Origin of the sequence: Streptomyces sp. NBC_01446 (assembly GCF_026340095.1) — a bacterium.
Taxonomy (GTDB): Bacteria; Actinomycetota; Actinomycetes; order Streptomycetales; family Streptomycetaceae; genus Streptomyces; species Streptomyces aureus.
The window spans coordinates 499,260-514,779 of record NZ_JAPEPO010000002.1 but is presented as its reverse complement, the minus strand read 5'-3'; the positions used below and the strand labels follow the sequence as shown (position 1 = coordinate 514,779).

General features: G+C 67.0%; 15 protein-coding genes and 1 pseudogene. 10 read left to right on the top strand and 6 right to left on the bottom strand.

What is annotated here, in order from left to right:
• The first annotated feature begins 33 nt into the window (after window positions 1–33).
• Window positions 34–696: a response regulator transcription factor gene (locus OG456_RS39935; RefSeq protein ID WP_266569976.1), complete on the top strand. Its 663-nt coding sequence runs from the start codon at window positions 34–36 to the stop codon at window positions 694–696.
• Between the two features lie 84 nt (window positions 697–780).
• Here the strand turns inward: OG456_RS39935 and OG456_RS39930 are convergent, their stop codons facing one another.
• Window positions 781–1,962, bottom strand: a complete 1,182-nt coding sequence (locus OG456_RS39930) for a transposase (protein ID WP_266569975.1) — start codon at window positions 1,960–1,962, stop codon at window positions 781–783.
• Between the two features lie 180 nt (window positions 1,963–2,142).
• Between OG456_RS39930 and OG456_RS39925 the strand changes: the two genes are divergently transcribed.
• On the top strand, window positions 2,143–3,516 hold the full coding sequence (locus tag OG456_RS39925) for a sensor histidine kinase KdpD (protein WP_266569974.1): 1,374 nt from the start codon (window positions 2,143–2,145) through the stop codon (window positions 3,514–3,516).
• 36 nt (window positions 3,517–3,552) lie between these two features.
• On the opposite strand, the gene OG456_RS39920 is transcribed toward OG456_RS39925, so the two are convergent.
• The gene (locus OG456_RS39920) at window positions 3,553–4,398 is read right to left on the bottom strand and encodes a hypothetical protein (protein ID WP_266569973.1); all 846 of its coding nucleotides are present in this window, start codon (window positions 4,396–4,398) and stop codon (window positions 3,553–3,555) included.
• Between the two features lie 179 nt (window positions 4,399–4,577).
• A complete protein-coding gene (locus OG456_RS39915) occupies window positions 4,578–5,417 on the bottom strand; it encodes a hypothetical protein (RefSeq protein WP_266569972.1) in 840 nt (279 codons plus the stop codon).
• Between the two features lie 153 nt (window positions 5,418–5,570).
• Between OG456_RS39915 and OG456_RS39910 the strand changes: the two genes are divergently transcribed.
• Window positions 5,571–6,362, top strand: a complete 792-nt coding sequence (locus OG456_RS39910; protein ID WP_266569971.1) for a hypothetical protein — start codon at window positions 5,571–5,573, stop codon at window positions 6,360–6,362.
• A gap of 657 nt (window positions 6,363–7,019) precedes the next feature.
• Window positions 7,020–7,658, top strand: a complete 639-nt coding sequence (locus tag OG456_RS39905; protein ID WP_266569970.1) for a hypothetical protein — start codon at window positions 7,020–7,022, stop codon at window positions 7,656–7,658.
• A gap of 199 nt (window positions 7,659–7,857) precedes the next feature.
• Here OG456_RS39905 and OG456_RS39900 read toward each other — a convergent pair whose 3' ends face one another.
• Entirely contained in the window at window positions 7,858–9,177 is a 1,320-nt protein-coding gene (locus tag OG456_RS39900; RefSeq protein WP_266569969.1) for a transposase, read from the bottom strand.
• A gap of 56 nt (window positions 9,178–9,233) precedes the next feature.
• Between OG456_RS39900 and tnpA the strand changes: the two genes are divergently transcribed.
• The gene (tnpA, locus tag OG456_RS39895) at window positions 9,234–9,626 is read left to right on the top strand and encodes an IS200/IS605 family transposase (RefSeq protein WP_266570743.1); all 393 of its coding nucleotides are present in this window, start codon (window positions 9,234–9,236) and stop codon (window positions 9,624–9,626) included.
• 211 nt (window positions 9,627–9,837) lie between these two features.
• On the opposite strand, the gene OG456_RS39890 is transcribed toward tnpA, so the two are convergent.
• Window positions 9,838–10,089, bottom strand: coding sequence for a hypothetical protein (locus tag OG456_RS39890; protein ID WP_266569968.1), 252 nt, complete (start codon window positions 10,087–10,089; stop codon window positions 9,838–9,840).
• Between the two features lie 142 nt (window positions 10,090–10,231).
• Window positions 10,232–11,419, bottom strand: a complete 1,188-nt coding sequence (locus OG456_RS39885) for a PP2C family protein-serine/threonine phosphatase (protein ID WP_266569967.1) — start codon at window positions 11,417–11,419, stop codon at window positions 10,232–10,234.
• 536 nt (window positions 11,420–11,955) lie between these two features.
• Between OG456_RS39885 and OG456_RS39880 the strand changes: the two genes are divergently transcribed.
• The 5 genes and pseudogenes from OG456_RS39880 to OG456_RS39860 all read left to right on the top strand — a co-directional run bounded on the left by OG456_RS39880 (window position 11,956) and on the right by OG456_RS39860 (window position 15,333).
• Window positions 11,956–12,129, top strand: coding sequence for a CsbD family protein (locus tag OG456_RS39880; RefSeq protein WP_266569966.1), 174 nt, complete (start codon window positions 11,956–11,958; stop codon window positions 12,127–12,129).
• A 324-nt stretch (window positions 12,130–12,453) separates the two neighbouring features.
• A pseudogene (locus OG456_RS39875) lies at window positions 12,454–12,657 on the top strand (hypothetical protein); the annotation flags it as partial.
• 430 nt (window positions 12,658–13,087) lie between these two features.
• A complete protein-coding gene (locus OG456_RS39870; RefSeq protein WP_266569965.1) occupies window positions 13,088–13,486 on the top strand; it encodes a YidB family protein in 399 nt (132 codons plus the stop codon).
• Window positions 13,487–13,886: 400 nt separating this feature from the next.
• Window positions 13,887–14,042 (top strand): DUF6131 family protein, encoded by a 156-nt coding sequence (locus tag OG456_RS39865; RefSeq protein ID WP_266569964.1) that lies wholly within the window; start codon window positions 13,887–13,889, stop codon window positions 14,040–14,042.
• A gap of 964 nt (window positions 14,043–15,006) precedes the next feature.
• Complete coding sequence (locus tag OG456_RS39860) at window positions 15,007–15,333, top strand: plasmid stabilization protein (protein ID WP_266569963.1); 327 nt, start codon at window positions 15,007–15,009, stop codon at window positions 15,331–15,333.
• Window positions 15,334–15,520: the final 187 nt, after the last annotated feature.

The following is a 15,520-nucleotide window of genomic DNA, read 5'->3' as shown; positions in this document are numbered from 1 at the left end:
ACGACCCATCGCCGGAAGATCCGACGGAGGACCATGCACCACAAGATCCTGGTCGTCGAGGACGATCACGCCCTGCGTGATGTGCTGCGCCGCGGCCTGTTGGACGAGGATTTCGCGCCCGTGCTCGCCGCCGACGGTGCCACCGCCCTGAGGCTGGCCACTGACAACATCGCCGCGGTCGTGCTGGACGTGGGGCTGCCCGACGCGGACGGGCGGGACGTGTGCCAGGCGCTGCGCGCCAACGGTTTCGCCGCCCCGGTCATCTTCCTGACAGCCCGCCACCACCTCACCGACCGGCTGTCCGGGTTCTCCGCCGGGGCCGACGACTATCTGCCCAAGCCGTTCCATTTCGCCGAACTCGTCGCCCGGCTGCGAGCCGCGCTCAAACGCGCCGGGCCACCGGCCGTGGCCGCGGCCGGAGATGTGGTCCTGGACGCGACCCGACACAGTGCGAGGGTCGGAGATGTCCACGTCGACCTCTCACCGACGGAGTTCCGGCTGCTGGCCACGCTCGTGGCCGCGTACGGCAGCATCGTGAGCCGACGCGACCTGGTGAGGGCCGCCTGGCCGGACGGCGCACAGGTCAGCGACAACACCCTCGATCAGTACCTGAGCCGGCTGCGTCGCAAGCTGCGCGAAGTGGGCAGCGACCTGAGCCTTACGACGGCGCGCGGGATCGGACACCGGCTGTCTTGACTGCTCCCCCTCGTGAAGTGAAGGAGGGGGATTCCTAGCTCACGTTGCCTGCGGCCCGGCGGGCGCGCAGGTCTTACACGATCGTCACCAGCCGGGTACGAGACCAGCCCGGACCAGCATCACGCGCGCAGAGTTCTTATCCCTGGGGGATACGGCTCTGCACGCGGTGCAGGCATACGTCCTTTCGGAGAGGGGGAGTGCGTGCTTGGTTCTCGCTCCGCACTGCGCGCAGTCCATAGTGGTGTGCGCGGGGTGTACCAGGTGCACGGCCCGGCCGTGCTTGCGGCCCATCTCGACCAGGGCCCGCTTCGTCGCCGAGATGGCGGCATCGGCCGCTTTACGCGCCATCGTCGACTTCGCCAGGAACTTCGGCCGGAAGTCCTCAACCGCCAAAGCGTCGTGGTCACGGACAACGCGTTTGGCCCACTTGCGGCCGGTGTCCTGCCGCTGACGTGTAACCTTCTTGTGCAGCTTCGCTGCCTTCCGCTTCGCTTCGCGGTAGCCCTTCGAGGCGGACTGCCCGTTGGCGGGGCGGCGCCGCGCCATCATCCGCTGATACCGGGTGAGCTGCTGCGCGGCGTTTTTCCCATGCTGCGCGTGGGGGAGGTCATGGGTGTCGGATGTGGTGGTGGCCCTCTCGCGTACGCCCCAGTCGATACCGATCACCGCGCCGGTCTGCGGCAGGTGCTGTGTGGTCACGGTGGTCACGAACGACGCGTACCAATGCCCGATGCTGTCGCGGTACACGCGAACGCTGGACGGCGGTTTGGGCAACTCCCGAGACCACACCACCCGCAGCACGATCCCGCCGGCAAGGTGCAGCTGGCCATCCTTCAGCCGGAAACCGCGCCGGGTGTACTCCAGTGTCGGCAGCGCCTCGCGCTTCTTCTTGCACTTCGGCATCCCTGCTCGCAGCCTCATCGGCAACCGAGCCCTGATGTCCTTCAAAGCCTTCGCACGGGCCTTCCCGAAATCCCGGATGATCTGCTGCTGAGGGACACAAGCGCCCTCCCGCAGCCATGGCGTCACGGCGCGGGCCTCGGTCAGCATCCTCGCGAGCTGAACCGGGCCGCATGTCTGTTTGTCCTCAGGATGTACCTGGTTGTACGTGTGTGTGGCCTTGGACTTGGCAACGCACTCATTCCAGATCCACCGGCACCGGTCCCACTCCGCCTCAAGCACCGAGCGGGCGGTCGACGACAAGCGCACACGGTACGTGTACCGGGCATGTCCGCAATCCTCCGCCGCCTGCGCTGCTGTCGTCATGCACCCGAACCTACCCGGGAGGACTGACAGTTGAGAGTTCTTGACCATTGTGGGCAGCCCCATCCCGTCGCGAGGTGTACACCGGATGGCCTGGCGGCGATCCGGCATTCCCTGCCCTGCTCCGCAGGAGCTTCGTTTCCTCCCCCACCTAAAGGTGAGGGCTCCACCAAGGAAAAGCCGATGAACCGTCTCCTGCGCCGCCTGGCTCCCCGCACCCTGCGCGGCCGGCTCTCCCTCGTGGCGCTGACCACCGCCGCGCTCCTGATGGCCGTGCTGACCGTTGCGTTCAACACCGTGATGGACCGACACCTGCAGCACCAGGCGGACGACGAACTGCGCAACCGTGCGGCTGCCGTCGCCACGACCATCGACACCAGCGGTCCCCGGGTGCGGGTCCTGGAGACCGTCAACGACCACCTCCTCGACGCCAACGCGTGGATCTACGCCGGGACACGGGTGCTGGAGCAGCCGCCTGCCACCACGGCGGACAGCACGCTGGCCCGGGCCGCCGGACAGCTCGCCGCACAACGGAAGCGAACCTGCTCGACCGTCAACCCCGAAAGCCCACACGCCGTGCGCCTGTGCTCGGATCTCGTGGGCAACCGTCACGGCGCCACTGTGGTCACGGCGCTGGACCTGGGGCCGTACCGGAGTTCGGCCGACACGCTGCTGCTGGGTTCCCTGATCCTGGACGCAGTCATGCTCGCGTGCACCTACGCGCTGACGCGCCTGGCCGTCGGGCGAGCGCTGCGCCCCGTACGGACCATGACCGACCAGGCCACCCAGTGGAGCGCCGTCGCCTCCGACGAACGCTTCGGCGTCGAGGGCCATCCGGTCGAACTCGCCCGCCTGGGTACCTCGTTGGACACTCTGCTGGACCGCATACGCACCGTGCTGCGGCACGAGCAGCAGCTGACCGGCGAGCTGTCCCACGAACTGCGCACCCCGCTCACCCGGATCGTCATCGAGCTCGACTGGTGGAAGGCGCGCCCACGCACCGCCGCCGAAACCCGCGCCACCCACGGGGTGATCGTCGAGGCAGCCCAGTCCATGCGCACCATCTGCGACACGCTTCTCAGCGACGCCCGAGACAGAGCTCAGAACTCCTCGGCGGCCCCCGGCACCACGACCGTCGTCCCCGTCCTGCACCGGCTGGTCGAGAGCTTCGACGCACGGGAGCATGTGCAGACATCCGTCGACGTGGCGGATCCAGGGCTGCAGGCGGGAGTCGCGCCCGCTCTCCTCGAACGCATCGTCAGCCCGTTGCTGACCAACGCGGTCCGGTTCGCCGTCTCCGCGGTGACCGTTTCCGCGCGGCAACTGCCCGGGAGGGTGCGTATCGACGTCACCGACGACGGTCCCGGCGTGCCGGCGAAGTTCGTCGGCGACCTCTTCCAGCCCGGCCGCCGCGCCGACTTGGACGACGGGCACGACGGCGCGGGCCTCGGACTGCCGCTCGCGCGGCGCCTGGCCCGCGCCGTCGGCGGCGAGGTGTCCCACGATCCTGGTTACACCTCCGGAGCGCGCTTCCGGGTCGACCTGCCTGTCGGGTGACTGGACTCAGTCGGCCTGCAGAGTGACCGGCTCCCGTTACGTCGGCCGAGGTGCGGTGGTCCGGCGTTCCTGGATCTGCGCGTAGGCCATCAGACCGAGCAGAACGGCCAGGAGTACGGCCGAGGAACCCGCCGTGCCGAGGTCCAGGCCACCCTTGGCGACCGGCTTGGTCAGGAAGTCACCCGCGGTGGCGCCCAACGGGCGGGTGAGGACGAAGGCGATCCAGAAAAGCAGCACGTTCGGCACCACCGGCACCTTCATCAGGGCGACGAGAACGGCGAGCGCCCCGCTCACGAGCAGCGCGCCTCCGGCGTAACCAAGCCCGGAGCTGTCGGACAGGAAGTCACCCATGGACGTGCCGAGGGTGTTGGAGACGAGGATCGCCGACCAGAACAGCGCCTCGCCGCGGAAGGTGACGATGTCACGGATCTGGAAGGTCATCCCGGTGGCCTTCCAGACCGCGAAGATGACCAGCAGGATCGAGATGAGGATCGCCGCCCCGGTGGGGTAGCCGAGGCCCAGGCCCTGCGGGCCCCAGCCGAGTGAGGTGGCGTCCCCGGACAGGTACTTGGCTCCCGCGTCACGGTTCATGAAGTCGGACATCGTGGTGCCGGCCATGCTGGTCGACAGGATCACGGTCCAGTAGAAGAACGGGTTGTAGCGGCTGGACCTCAGCTGCAGGACCAAGGTCACCACGAAGATCAGGAACAGCCCGATCGTGGTGAGGAAGTAGCCGAGCTGGAGGGTCTGTGCGAAGAGGTCGCCGGCCGTCTCGCCGAGCGTGGTCGCGGCGATCTTCATGATCCAGAACGCCAGAGTGACCTCGGGAAGCTTCTTCATCACCGATCTGGTCGTGCTCGTGACGTCCAGATCGGTGAACATCTCGGATGGCTGCAAGGTGGGGGGCTCCGATTCGGTCGTACGGCAGAACGCCCGCCCCGCGATGGGGGCGAGCGCTCGGTGTCACGAGGCGACTCCGAAGAGTGATCGCCCGAGCCGACGTTGCCAGTATCAGCCTGAACGCCTCCTGAACGCCTCCTGAACGCCTCCTGTACGTCTGCTCAGGCCGCGTGCCGGGCGGCGCGCTGCGTCTGCGTCACGTCCTTCCGGGTCACCGACAGATACACGACCAGGCCGAGGATGACCGCGAGGAACAGCACACTGGTGACAACCGTGCCCATGCCCAGGCCGCCGTCACCGGTGGGCTGGGAGAGGTAGTCACCGATGGACGCGCCGAGCGGACGGGTGAGGATGTAGGCGATCCAGAAGCTCCAGACCGCGTCCAGGCCGAGCTTGAAGTGCGCAAGGGCGACCGCCGCGATGGCCAGGCCGAACAGAACGGCGGCGAGCCAGTAGCCGAGGTCCATGCGCTCGGAGACCAGGTCGCCGGCCGCGGTGCCGAGAGCGAAGGTGAACAGGACGGCGAGCCAGTAGAAGGACTCCCGGCCGGTGCTGTCGATGCTGTGGATCGACAGCGTCCGCTCACGCCGGTACCAGACCACGAAGACGATCGCGAGGATGACCGCGAAGACGGTGGTACTGGTCTCCAGTGGCACGCCCATGTTGTCGGTGAGGTTGTCGCTGATCAGCGTGCCGACGACACTGATCAGGGCGACCGCGAGCCAGTACACGCCCGCGCGGTATGCGCTGGTGCGGAACTGTACGACCAGGACGACGGCCAGCAGAGCACTCATCAGCACCGACACACCGGTCAGGCCGAGGCCGGCCTTCTCGTTGAGCAGGTCGGCAGCTGTCTCACCCACGGTGGTGCACAGCACCTTGATGATCCAGAAGTAGGCGGTGACTTCGGGCACCTTGTTCCAGCGCGGCCGGAGGCCGGGGGACACCGCCTGGGTGCCGGCCGCCGACGATGCGGAGGTATTCGACGTCTCGTATGTCATGACGCCCGACCGTGCCACGGGATCCCTGAACGCATCCTGACTGCGGTGCGGCAGCGCCTGCCCGGTCAGGTCGTACCGCGGTGCTACGTCACATCGATGCCGCACGCACGCCGTTCAGGATGCGTTCAGGATCAAAGTGCCATCGTGCGGATCATGACCGCAGAGCACGTCCTCGACGACCGGCCCCTCGACCCCGTACGCCACTTGGCGAACAAGGTGCCGGAGGTGACCGTCTACTTCTGGATCATCAAGGTGCTGACCACGGGCATGGGCGAGACAGCGTCGGACCTCCTGGCCCGTACGCTCGGCCCGATACCGGCGGTCGCGCTCGGCGGCCTCGCCCTGGCGGCCTCCCTGGCCATTCAGTTCACCCGCCGCCGGTACGTCGCCTGGGCCTACTGGACCGCCGTCGTCATGGTCAGTGTGTTCGGCACCATGGCCGCCGACGTCCTGCACGTCGGCCTGGGTGTGCCGTACGTGGTGTCGGCCCCGGCCTTCCTCGCCGTACTGGCCGCGGTCTTCGTCCTCTGGTACGTGAGCGAGCGGACCCTGTCGATCCACACCATCCAAACGCGCCGCCGCGAAGCGTTCTACTGGGCGGCCGTACTCGCCACCTTCGCACTCGGCACCGCCGCTGGTGACCTCACCGCGACTGTCGGCTTCGGCTACCTGGGCTCGGTCGTCCTCTTCGCGGTAGGCATCTGCATGCCCGCCCTGGCACACCGTTTCGGCGCCATGGGCGCGGTGACCGCGTTCTGGACCGCGTACGTCATCACCCGCCCCCTCGGCGCCTCCCTCGCCGACTGGATGGCGCTCGGCCACAGCCGCGGCGCCCTGGGCCTCGGACTGGCGCCGGTCACGCTGGCGTGGACGGCCGCGATCATCGGATTCGTCGGCTATCTAGCCGTGTCGCAGCGCGACCGGCGCACCCCCACCGCAGCCTGAAAGTTCAGGACGCGCCAGCGAGGTGGGGGAAGCCGAGCAATGCGCAAAACCTGTGGATCAGCTCGGGCGGGACGTACCTTCCTGTGAGATTGAGCGGTAGGAAACCGAGCAAGACCGGGGTCAACAGCACTGCCAGGAAAGCTCGTTCGTGCTCCACGCAGTGAAAGCACGCCGGCACCACCGCCAACGGCTCCTCCCTGATCGACGCGATCGTCCGGAAGGACGCAAACGGCAGATGCTGGAACGACGTGTCAGCAACAAGCCTAGCGAGCCTTTGAGTTGACGCGTATACGTGGCGGCTGCCGCTGGGCCTGTCCGCCCCCGGTGCCCGCCGCCGAGCCCGGCAGTGCGACTCACCGCCTCGCCGAGCAACAGCCACACAGAACGAAGCCCGACCCGGCCCGGAGAACCGGACCGGGCTCCGGAATGCACGACCCTGCACAACACTGCGCCCCACTCCTGCCACGAGGGATTGGGGCGCAGTCGTGTTCGCCCAGGCCTTCGCCCTCCACGGCCAACTGGTGTCACGCCCGAGAGTTTCCGCACCGCCCACAAGTCGAGCCTTCACGTATTCATCACAATCTCATCACCAGGCCGACATGTTCGCTACATCCACCCTTACCGTCATGAGTCATCGCACATCTCATGGGGGGTCTCATGTCGTACACCCAACCGCCGTCCCATCAGCCGCCGTTCCAGGGCCCGACGCCTCCTGGACCGGCCATACCGGGGCCCGGGTTCCGGCCTCCGTCGGGCGGGCCGAAGTGGGCGAAGAAGAGGTTCGTCATCCCGGCCGCGTTCGTGATCCTGTTCCTCGGCGTCGGCATCGGAACGTCCGGGGGCGGCACGGAGAAGACCGCGGATGCGAAGCCCGCGCCGACGGTTACCGTGACGCAGCGCGCCGCCGCGAAGGGCGGCAAGGCGAAGCCGGCGCCGACCGTGACGGTCACCAAGACGCCGAAGCCGAAGGCTGCGGCCCCCGCAGAGAAGCCGGCCGCCGACAAGGCACCGTCGGGGAAGGTCGTGTTCAAGGTGTGGGGGTCAGCGCCGTCCGGCGTCGACACGATGTACGGCAGTGACAGCGACAGTCGTGACGGCTCCGGATTGCCGATGACGAAGACGCTGCCGTTGAACGATGACGCCCTGTATTTCCACGTCTCGGCACAGCTGCAGGGCGGCGGCGACATCAACTGCTCTGTGACCGTCGGCGACGAGACGAAGAAGGGGCACGCGTCCGGCAGTTACAACATTTGCACGGCACAGCTGAACAGCGGCCTCCTCGGCGGCTGGGACTAGGGCCGGCATGCGCCGGGGCGGTCGGGCTCCCGCCGGGCGGACGTACGGCATCTTCGCCGGCTACACCCGAGCGCCGTGCACTTGCCGCGGCTCGGCCAGCAGGCCGTAGATGACGAGCAGGGACACGAGCATCGTGAACAGCGACCAGAACGGTTGAAGTGTTCTCCTCCCTTCGCAAGCTGAGGAAGGAGATTCCCGTCTACCTTGCGGTGGCGGGTTTGACGCGCTTGGCACGCCTGATGGCTGCCCTCCCGGCAGCCGGGATGAGCGCGTGGCCCGTCCGGTACAGGTGCAAGATGTTGCGGGCCGCGTTGTGGTCGGCGTTGCCCGACCATCCGCAGTCCGGGTTCTTGCATACGAACGTGGCCTGGTCCTGTCGGCTGCCGGGCGTGATGAAGCCGCAGGCAGAGCAGCGTCGGGAGGTGTGCGGGGCGGGCACCTTGTGCAGGGTGCCGCCGTACCGGCCGGCCTTGTACGTCAGCATCGTGACCGTCCTGCCCCATGCCTCCTGGCTGATGGAGCGGTTGAGTCCGGCCTTTTGGGCGACGCCTGTCCCCGGCTCGGCGGTGGTGCCCCGAGCGGACTTGACCATGTTCGTGATGGTGAGTGCTTCGACCACTATGACGCCGTACGTCTGGGCGAGGGTGGTGGTCGTCTTGTGCTGCCAGTCCTGGTGTCGTCGCGTGGCTTTTGCGCGCAGCCCTCGGATCTGGTCATAGGTGTGGTTCAGGCGGCGGCTGGTGCGCTCGCCGGGCTTGCGGTGTGTCGTGCGCTGGGCGGCCCGGCGCTCAAGGCGCCAGAGCTTGCCCTTTTCCTCAGCGGTCAGCCACTTGTCACGGTCGGCGCTGCCGTCCGGGAGGCGAGGCGCACGCCCGTGGTCCTGGTGGTTGCCGTCCGAGAGGGCGAGGGGCAGGTTCACTCCGGCGTCGATTCCGACCTGTGCCCCCTGGTGGGATGCGGGCCTGGCTTCGAGGCTCTGCACGCGGAAGGCGAGGTGCCATCCCAGGTGGTCCTTGACCAGCCGTGCCCCGGTGATCCGGTTGTCGGCGTTCGCCTTGTTGCCCACGGGGAGGTCTTTGGTCCAACGGAAGCGGACACGGCCGGCCTTGGGAATGTTGGCCATGCCCCAGCGGCGGTGTACCCGCTTGATGTGGAGGTCACGGCCCTGCGGGATGTCCACGCTCATCACGGACCGCAACCGGCCCTTGAAGTTCGGAGCCTGGGCGCGGCCGTCCCAGAAGTTCTTCCAGGCTTGGAAGTACGTCTTGAGCACCGCTTGCGCGGCCTGCGCAGGAAGGACGGCGAGGAAATCGATCTCCTTGCGGGCCTGGCGTATCGCGGCGTCCGCGTTCGACAGAGTCCGCTTGTCCTTCGGCATCATCTGCCACCACGCGTGCAGGCAGTTCCACATCGCGCGGGCGGCATGCGCCTGCTCGTCGATGAGGAGAGTCTCGGCAGGAGACAATGCCAGTCGGGCACGGTGCCCGAACTGCCGCTTCTCCCAACCAAGTTCACCCACAGTGATCACCATACTACCGGTGGTCCATGCCGCCGTGATGGAAGCCGAACCCCGATATCAGAACCGGCCGGCACATCGTCCCCAACCCGCACGTCCACTTGGTGTTCGTCACCAAATACCGGCCCAAAGCGTTCAGCGACAAGATGCTGAAGCGCTGCGAAGAGATCATGCGGGAGGCGTGCACGGACTTCGAGGCCGAGCTGAAGCAGTTCAACGAGGACAACCACCTGCACCTGCACTACCCGCCCACGGTCCAGCTCTCCAAGCTGGTCAACTCCCCCAAAGACATCTCCTCCAGGCGTCTGCGCCAGGAGCACGACACGCACATCCGCCGCCACCTGCGGGGCGGCCACTTCTGGTCCGGCTCCCACTTCGCCGGAAGCTGCCACGGTGCGCCCCTGACCGTCGAACGCCAATACATCGACAACCAGAAGCACCCCGTAGGCTGAGGTGAACAGTGCCGACCCGTGCTCACCCGCGAGTCAGAGCAGTCCCGAGATGGCCTTCACCCCCGGCGTAAACGCCGGAGCACTGGCCAAGATCAAAAGGTAGATCCCACTGGCGCACACTCATGTGTGTCCTTTCGGCCGCCGGGCTCCGGGTGTCATGGCGGGCGTCCTGTCCAGGCTGCCCTGCCGGCGCTGCCACGTCGCGCGGAGCTCAGCCGGACGGTTCGTCAGGAACGGGATGCTCGGGTCGCGCGCTTCCGGAGTGCGGGGCGCCCCGCCGTCCCGTACCCGCTTCGTCTGTGTCGGGGATCTCCGGGTCGGGCTCGGACTCTTCCTTGTCGTCCGGCCGCGCCGCGTCGTCGGCGGACTCCCAGGGATCATCCGCGCCGCTGCCCGCCTGCTGGTCGGGCATGTCCCTCGGCGTGGGCTCCGGTCCCGGTGCTTCGGGTCGGGGGTCACTCACAGCGCTCTCACTTCCTCGGTGGGCTGGTACGGCACGCGGGTACCCCTGCGGATGGGAACGATGCCTGGTATTTGTGGCCGTGTTCTCCGTACTGCACGCTCCGTGCAGTACGGGCGTGCAGCCCAATGGCCGTGTGGCGGGCCTAGGCGGGCCGGGGTGTGTGCCGCCATTCGAACATGAGGATCGTCGCGTCGTCGCGGAGACGGTTTTCCTGGGCGTCCAGGATCGCCTGGATGAGGCGCCGCAGTGTCTCGGGCGCCAGCTCGCCTGCCGCGGCGGCCCGGACGACGTAGTCGGCGAATCGTTCGAGGCCGATCTCGCCGCCGTCCATCGTCCGGGCTTCTGTGACGCCATCGGTGAACATCAGCACTCGATCACCTGGTTCCAGGGCTATCTCGTGCACGCGTCGAGGCGTCGAGGCGAAGGCGGCCGGCATCCCCATGGGCGGATCGGCGTCGCGGTCCATGGCTCCGGCGACCAGGCGATGGTCACGGATGAGGAGCGGCGCGGGGTGTCCGCAGTTGATCCAGCGCAGCTTGCCGGTGTTCAGGTTCAGTTGGGAGACGACGGCGGTGCAGAACTGGTCCGGCAGCCACTTGGACAGGGCTGCGTCGACGCACTCCACGAGTTCGGGGAGGTCCGCTCCGGTGCGACGCGCGTTGCGGCAGGCGGCCAGCGACACGACCGATGTCAGCCCCGAGGCCAGATCGTGTCCCATGGCGTCCAGGATCGCCGTGTGGAGGATCGAGTCGGTCAGGGCGTGGTCGAAAGCGTCCCCGCCGATCTCGTAGGCCGGTTCCAGGACGGCGGTCGACACGGCGCGCGTGGCGCCGATCGTGCGGGGCGGGAGGAAGGCGCGCAGCATCTCGGCCGCCAGTCGCATAGGTTCCGTACGGGTCTGGCGCACGTAGGAGTCCTTGTACGCCCGCTTGGACGTGATCATCATGGCAAAGAGGGAAGCGAGCGTCCTGCCACGCCGCAGCGACAGCGCGTCGAGGGCCGGGGCCTGTACAGCGAGGACGCCGAGGCGTTCCGCCCCGTCCACAAGTGGCAACCAGGCCGTCGTCCCCCCGAAGTCGGATTTCTCGACGCGCAAGGATTGGGTGCGGTACGTCCAGCCGGCGAGCGAATCGTCGATGGGGAGCGTCCGCACCAGATCGTTGAGCGGGGTCAGCTGCCGTTGCTGCAGGTCGGCCAGGTAGGCGACGGAGTGCTGAAGGCCCATGGCCTTGGTGCAACGCGCCATTGCGGTGGTGAGGTCGAGCGTCGAGTTGCCGAGATCCGCGAGGAACTCGGCAAGGGCAACCTCAGGGATCTCGGGAACGGTCACCTCAGCACCCCTCGTCCGGATCCTCGTCCAGGGCCGATACGTACCTGTGCAGTCTCACACCGCGACGTATGGCTCGCCCGTGGGGGAGACGGACCGGATCGTGGAGGTTGCGTCGTCCAGAGAAGCCTTCAGGCGACGCGGGACAGTCCGCCGCGACTTTCCTGGCCAGGGCCGCGCTCCTCAGCGCCGAGGCCGTCTGCGTGTTCGCGCGTAACCGGCGCGGACAACTTTCCTGAGTCCGGCGACGCAGCACATTGGGCGTAGTGGTAGCCCTCAGTGCGCTTCGGTGGCGCGCGGTGTCCGACCGTGCTGGGCAGGCACCAACCCTCGCCCGTGATCCCGGGCAATCGGCATGAGGCGACGCGACGGCCGGTCTGCGTCTCACGGTCGTTCGCCCAGCGTAGTGGTACGAGCCCCTTTATTGAATTTCTGTGTAAAAGCCGTCACGGTGGGCTTGACAATGGCTATGAGGGGTACTTTGCGGTTAGGTCCATAGAAGGACAACTGCCTTGACGGGGTTGAGACGGGAGCGCGCTGTGGCTGGTAGCGAGAAGGCCAAAGCCAAGAAGGAGCAAGTGAAGGGAAAGACGAAGGAAACGGCCGGGCGCACGATAGGCAATGAAGAGATGGCCGCTAAGGGTCGCGCGGAGAAGGCCAAGGGGGACGCGCGCCAGGCGAAGGAGAAGGGGAAGGACGTCTTCCGCGGTTAATGGAAGCTACCTGTGAGCCTGCCGCACGATATAGCGCGGCAGGCACGGGACGGTGCGGACGTGCGGCACGATCGACAGATCGATGAGTTACTTGCGGGGGCCTCTGGCCAGCATCGACCGACATTGGCGTTGCATGCAGTGTCGGGTACCCCACCGCGGCTCTTCCCCCTGAGTCGATCCAGCCCACCCCCTCAGGCAGCAATGGACACCGACCTTACGGTCCATAGCTTGCCGGGGTGATCCATAAGAGAAGACCCAGGTCTCTTGGCTGACCGTTGGTGCCCACCTTTGTTTCTGCAGAGCTCACCCACCTGGCGGGTAGGACGGATCGGCGAGCAACTCGGCATCTCCCAGATGCATGTCTCCAGGCTGATCAGCCAATTCTGTCACCGGGTCCGCGACCAAGTTCTCAAGGACGCTGCCCGATCCGGCGCAAGGCATCGGTGGATGCGAGGTCCTCCGATGGACTGCTCTCGTCCAGGCTGTCGATCAGCGCCACGCAGGCCTCCTACGCGATGCCTCCGCTAGCCAGCGGCTCGCAGGTGTCCCTCGTACTGAGGGTGAGGGCCCCCTGAGTCGGGCGGGGCAGGGCGGCCCTCGGGCCTGCTCGCCGTTCGAGTCCAGCCTCAGCATGTGCAGCCGCGTCGGATCGCCGAGTGCGCGTAACTCCTTGACCAACTGGAAGTCCCCGACGGTCGGTTGCGGGAGCCACACGCCTTCGCCGTCGGCCGCAGGAGGAGCCGATCCCGTTTACCGTCGGCGTTTGGGTCCGCTCTTCTCGCCCCTCACTGGCGAGGCACCGGCTCCAGCGCCTTGACGTCTATTGCCCATACGGCCTGCGTCCGCTGAATGAGTGTGTGTCTGCCTGTCCCAGTTCCTGGCAGTGGCTCGGTCGTTGGACGGGGCACGGCGGCCGACCGTTCCGGGCGGTGGCGTACCGCGAGGAAGGGAACGCGTCATGGCGGACCATGATCTGGGGAGTCTGCTGGGGAACCTGCTGGGCAGGGGTAGTTCCTCCGGGTCGGGGAAGATGCTCGGCGCGCTTTTCAACGGCGCTGGTCGCGGGGCTGGCAGCTCGCTGGAAGGGCTGCTCGGCCAGCTCAGGGATGGCGGGTTGGGGGCAAAAGTCGCCTCCTGGACCGGCACGGGGGACAACGAAGACATCAGCGGTGCGGAGATTGCCCAGGCACTTCCCGCCGGTCTGCTGGCCTCGGCTGCGCGCTCCTGTGGGCTCCGTGAGGTGGACGCCGCAGACCAGATCGCTGAAACGTTGCCCGTGGCTGTCGACGAGCTCACCCCCGAGGGGAAGATCCCTAAAGAAGCACTTGAGGAACTGATCGCCCAACAGCTGCAGTGACAGCAAAGCAGCGGACAGGTGATGCGACGAGGCTCGCCAACCGCCAACCGCCAACCGCCAACCGCCAACCGCCAACCGCCAACCGCCAACCGGTTCGCAGGGATCGCGGACCAACTTGCCCATGTGGGAGTGCCGTCACGCGCCACGTAGGCCCTAGCCGGACAGGCGTCGGCGACGGCTGCGTTGCGCTGGGGCGAGCATCTGGCGGCCGAGTGCTATGTCGCCTGATGTCGATTGCTCCGCTCACGCTGCATGCCCCGCGTCTCCAGTCGCGGTTCGACAACTCCGAGCAAGGGCGGAAGGCGTTCGGTCGTGGAACGCTCCGTTGCCCGGCTGCCACAGGGCGAATCGTAGGGAGAGGCGCATAATTGAAAGTATCCGGCTGGGATTGGAGAGCGTCATGGTCATCCTCGGTGTCATTCTGCTTGTCATCGGTCTTGTGGCTGGAATTTCCATACTGTGGACCATCGGGGTTGTCCTGTTGGTGATAGGCGCCATCCTCTGGGTGCTCGGAGCTGTTGGTCACTCTGTGGGTGGCAGGCGGCACTACTGGTGATGGCCGCCCGAGCGGCTCAAAGTGGGTGAACGACAGCGACTGTGCGGATGAGACACCGCAGAGCTGAAATTGCGAAGCGTGCGCTCTCTTTGAGGCAAGGCAAGGAATCACCCAGAGCAGTTTCGCGGTGCTGTGGGGGAAGAAGTTCGAACGGGGATGCAAAGCGCACGTCACCGTGGTGTTGGGCCTTCTCGGCACGCGGCACCTCAGTGCTGGATTTTCGGCCTCCTGAGCGCCGACGAGAGTAACTCTCGTCGGCGCTCAGGAGGCTTTGCCACCGAACTCAAGATCTCCGCTGGTCGATGCCCCGGCCTGGCGGTGTCCCTCGTCCGGTAGGAGTCGGACTTCCACTGATGCGAACGGCCCTCGCCTGTAGGAACTGATCAGCACCCGCGTGCAGCCGGCTCAGATACCCCGGAGCTGCGGTAGCACGAGTTCTGATGCCTGCTCGAAGTGTCGGGGGTATGAAGGATCTGGCCGTAGCTCGTCGGGTAGTTGAGCGTTGGCCCACATGCGGCGAGTGGTGCGGACAGCGTTCCCCACCCGTGTGGCCCAGGGGCGCGTGACGAAATGTGACAGTGCGCGTAGTGCCCGCTCATACCGTCCACGGACGCTGATCCGGCGCTCGATCGTCACCTTAGGTGCGACCGCGATCAGACGCATGCCCGGCGCCCTGGGTGCGGCTGTGCCGGCAGTCGCGCCTTTCGTCCACGGAGGACGGTCAGCGGGCGGGCCGTTGTTGGCATGCACGCGACGCCGGTGTCCATGGGCCATTCCCTCGAGACGAGCAGGTGCCTTGGCGAGGCCGGTGTTTCTGTGCGAGAGCTGCGGCTGGAGGGCCTCCAGGACATGAGTTGGTGTGCAGTTGCGGCGCAAGCTCAGTTGGCGTGTTCTTGATGCCGACAACCCCGATGATTCGGGTACTCGACGCTTTGACGTCACCTGAGCGACAAGGAGACAGATGATGCCCCGAGGTTCAAGTCCCAAGCGGGAACGGCAGTATGAGCACATCAAGGAGAGCGCCGAAGAGCGTGGTGCCTCGACGAGTCGGGCGAAGGAGATCGCTGCGCGTACCGTCAACAAGGAACGCGCGCGGTCGGGCGAATCGAAGTCGGCGAGCAAGACCTCCACACAGGACAAGAAGTCGGCCTACCAGCGTGGCGGGGAACGCTCGCACAGTGGCGCACAGGGCCCGACGAAGGATCAGCTGTACGAGGAGGCGAAGAAGCGCAAGATCGACGGGCGTTCGTCGATGAACAAGCAGGAGCTGCGCGAGGCTCTCGGCCGCTGACGTCTCGGCGGTATGGAGTCCGCAGCATCGGCTCTCGACGGTCTCGTCGCCGTGCCTCGCAGCGAAACACCGCGACGGTTTCACGCCGCGACAGACCCGAGGCACAGCACTGACTGCGGAACGCGGAGTGATCCAGGCTCAGGAAGCCTCGCCACCTTTACGTGCCCGGCCGGCGGCGCCGGGCCGG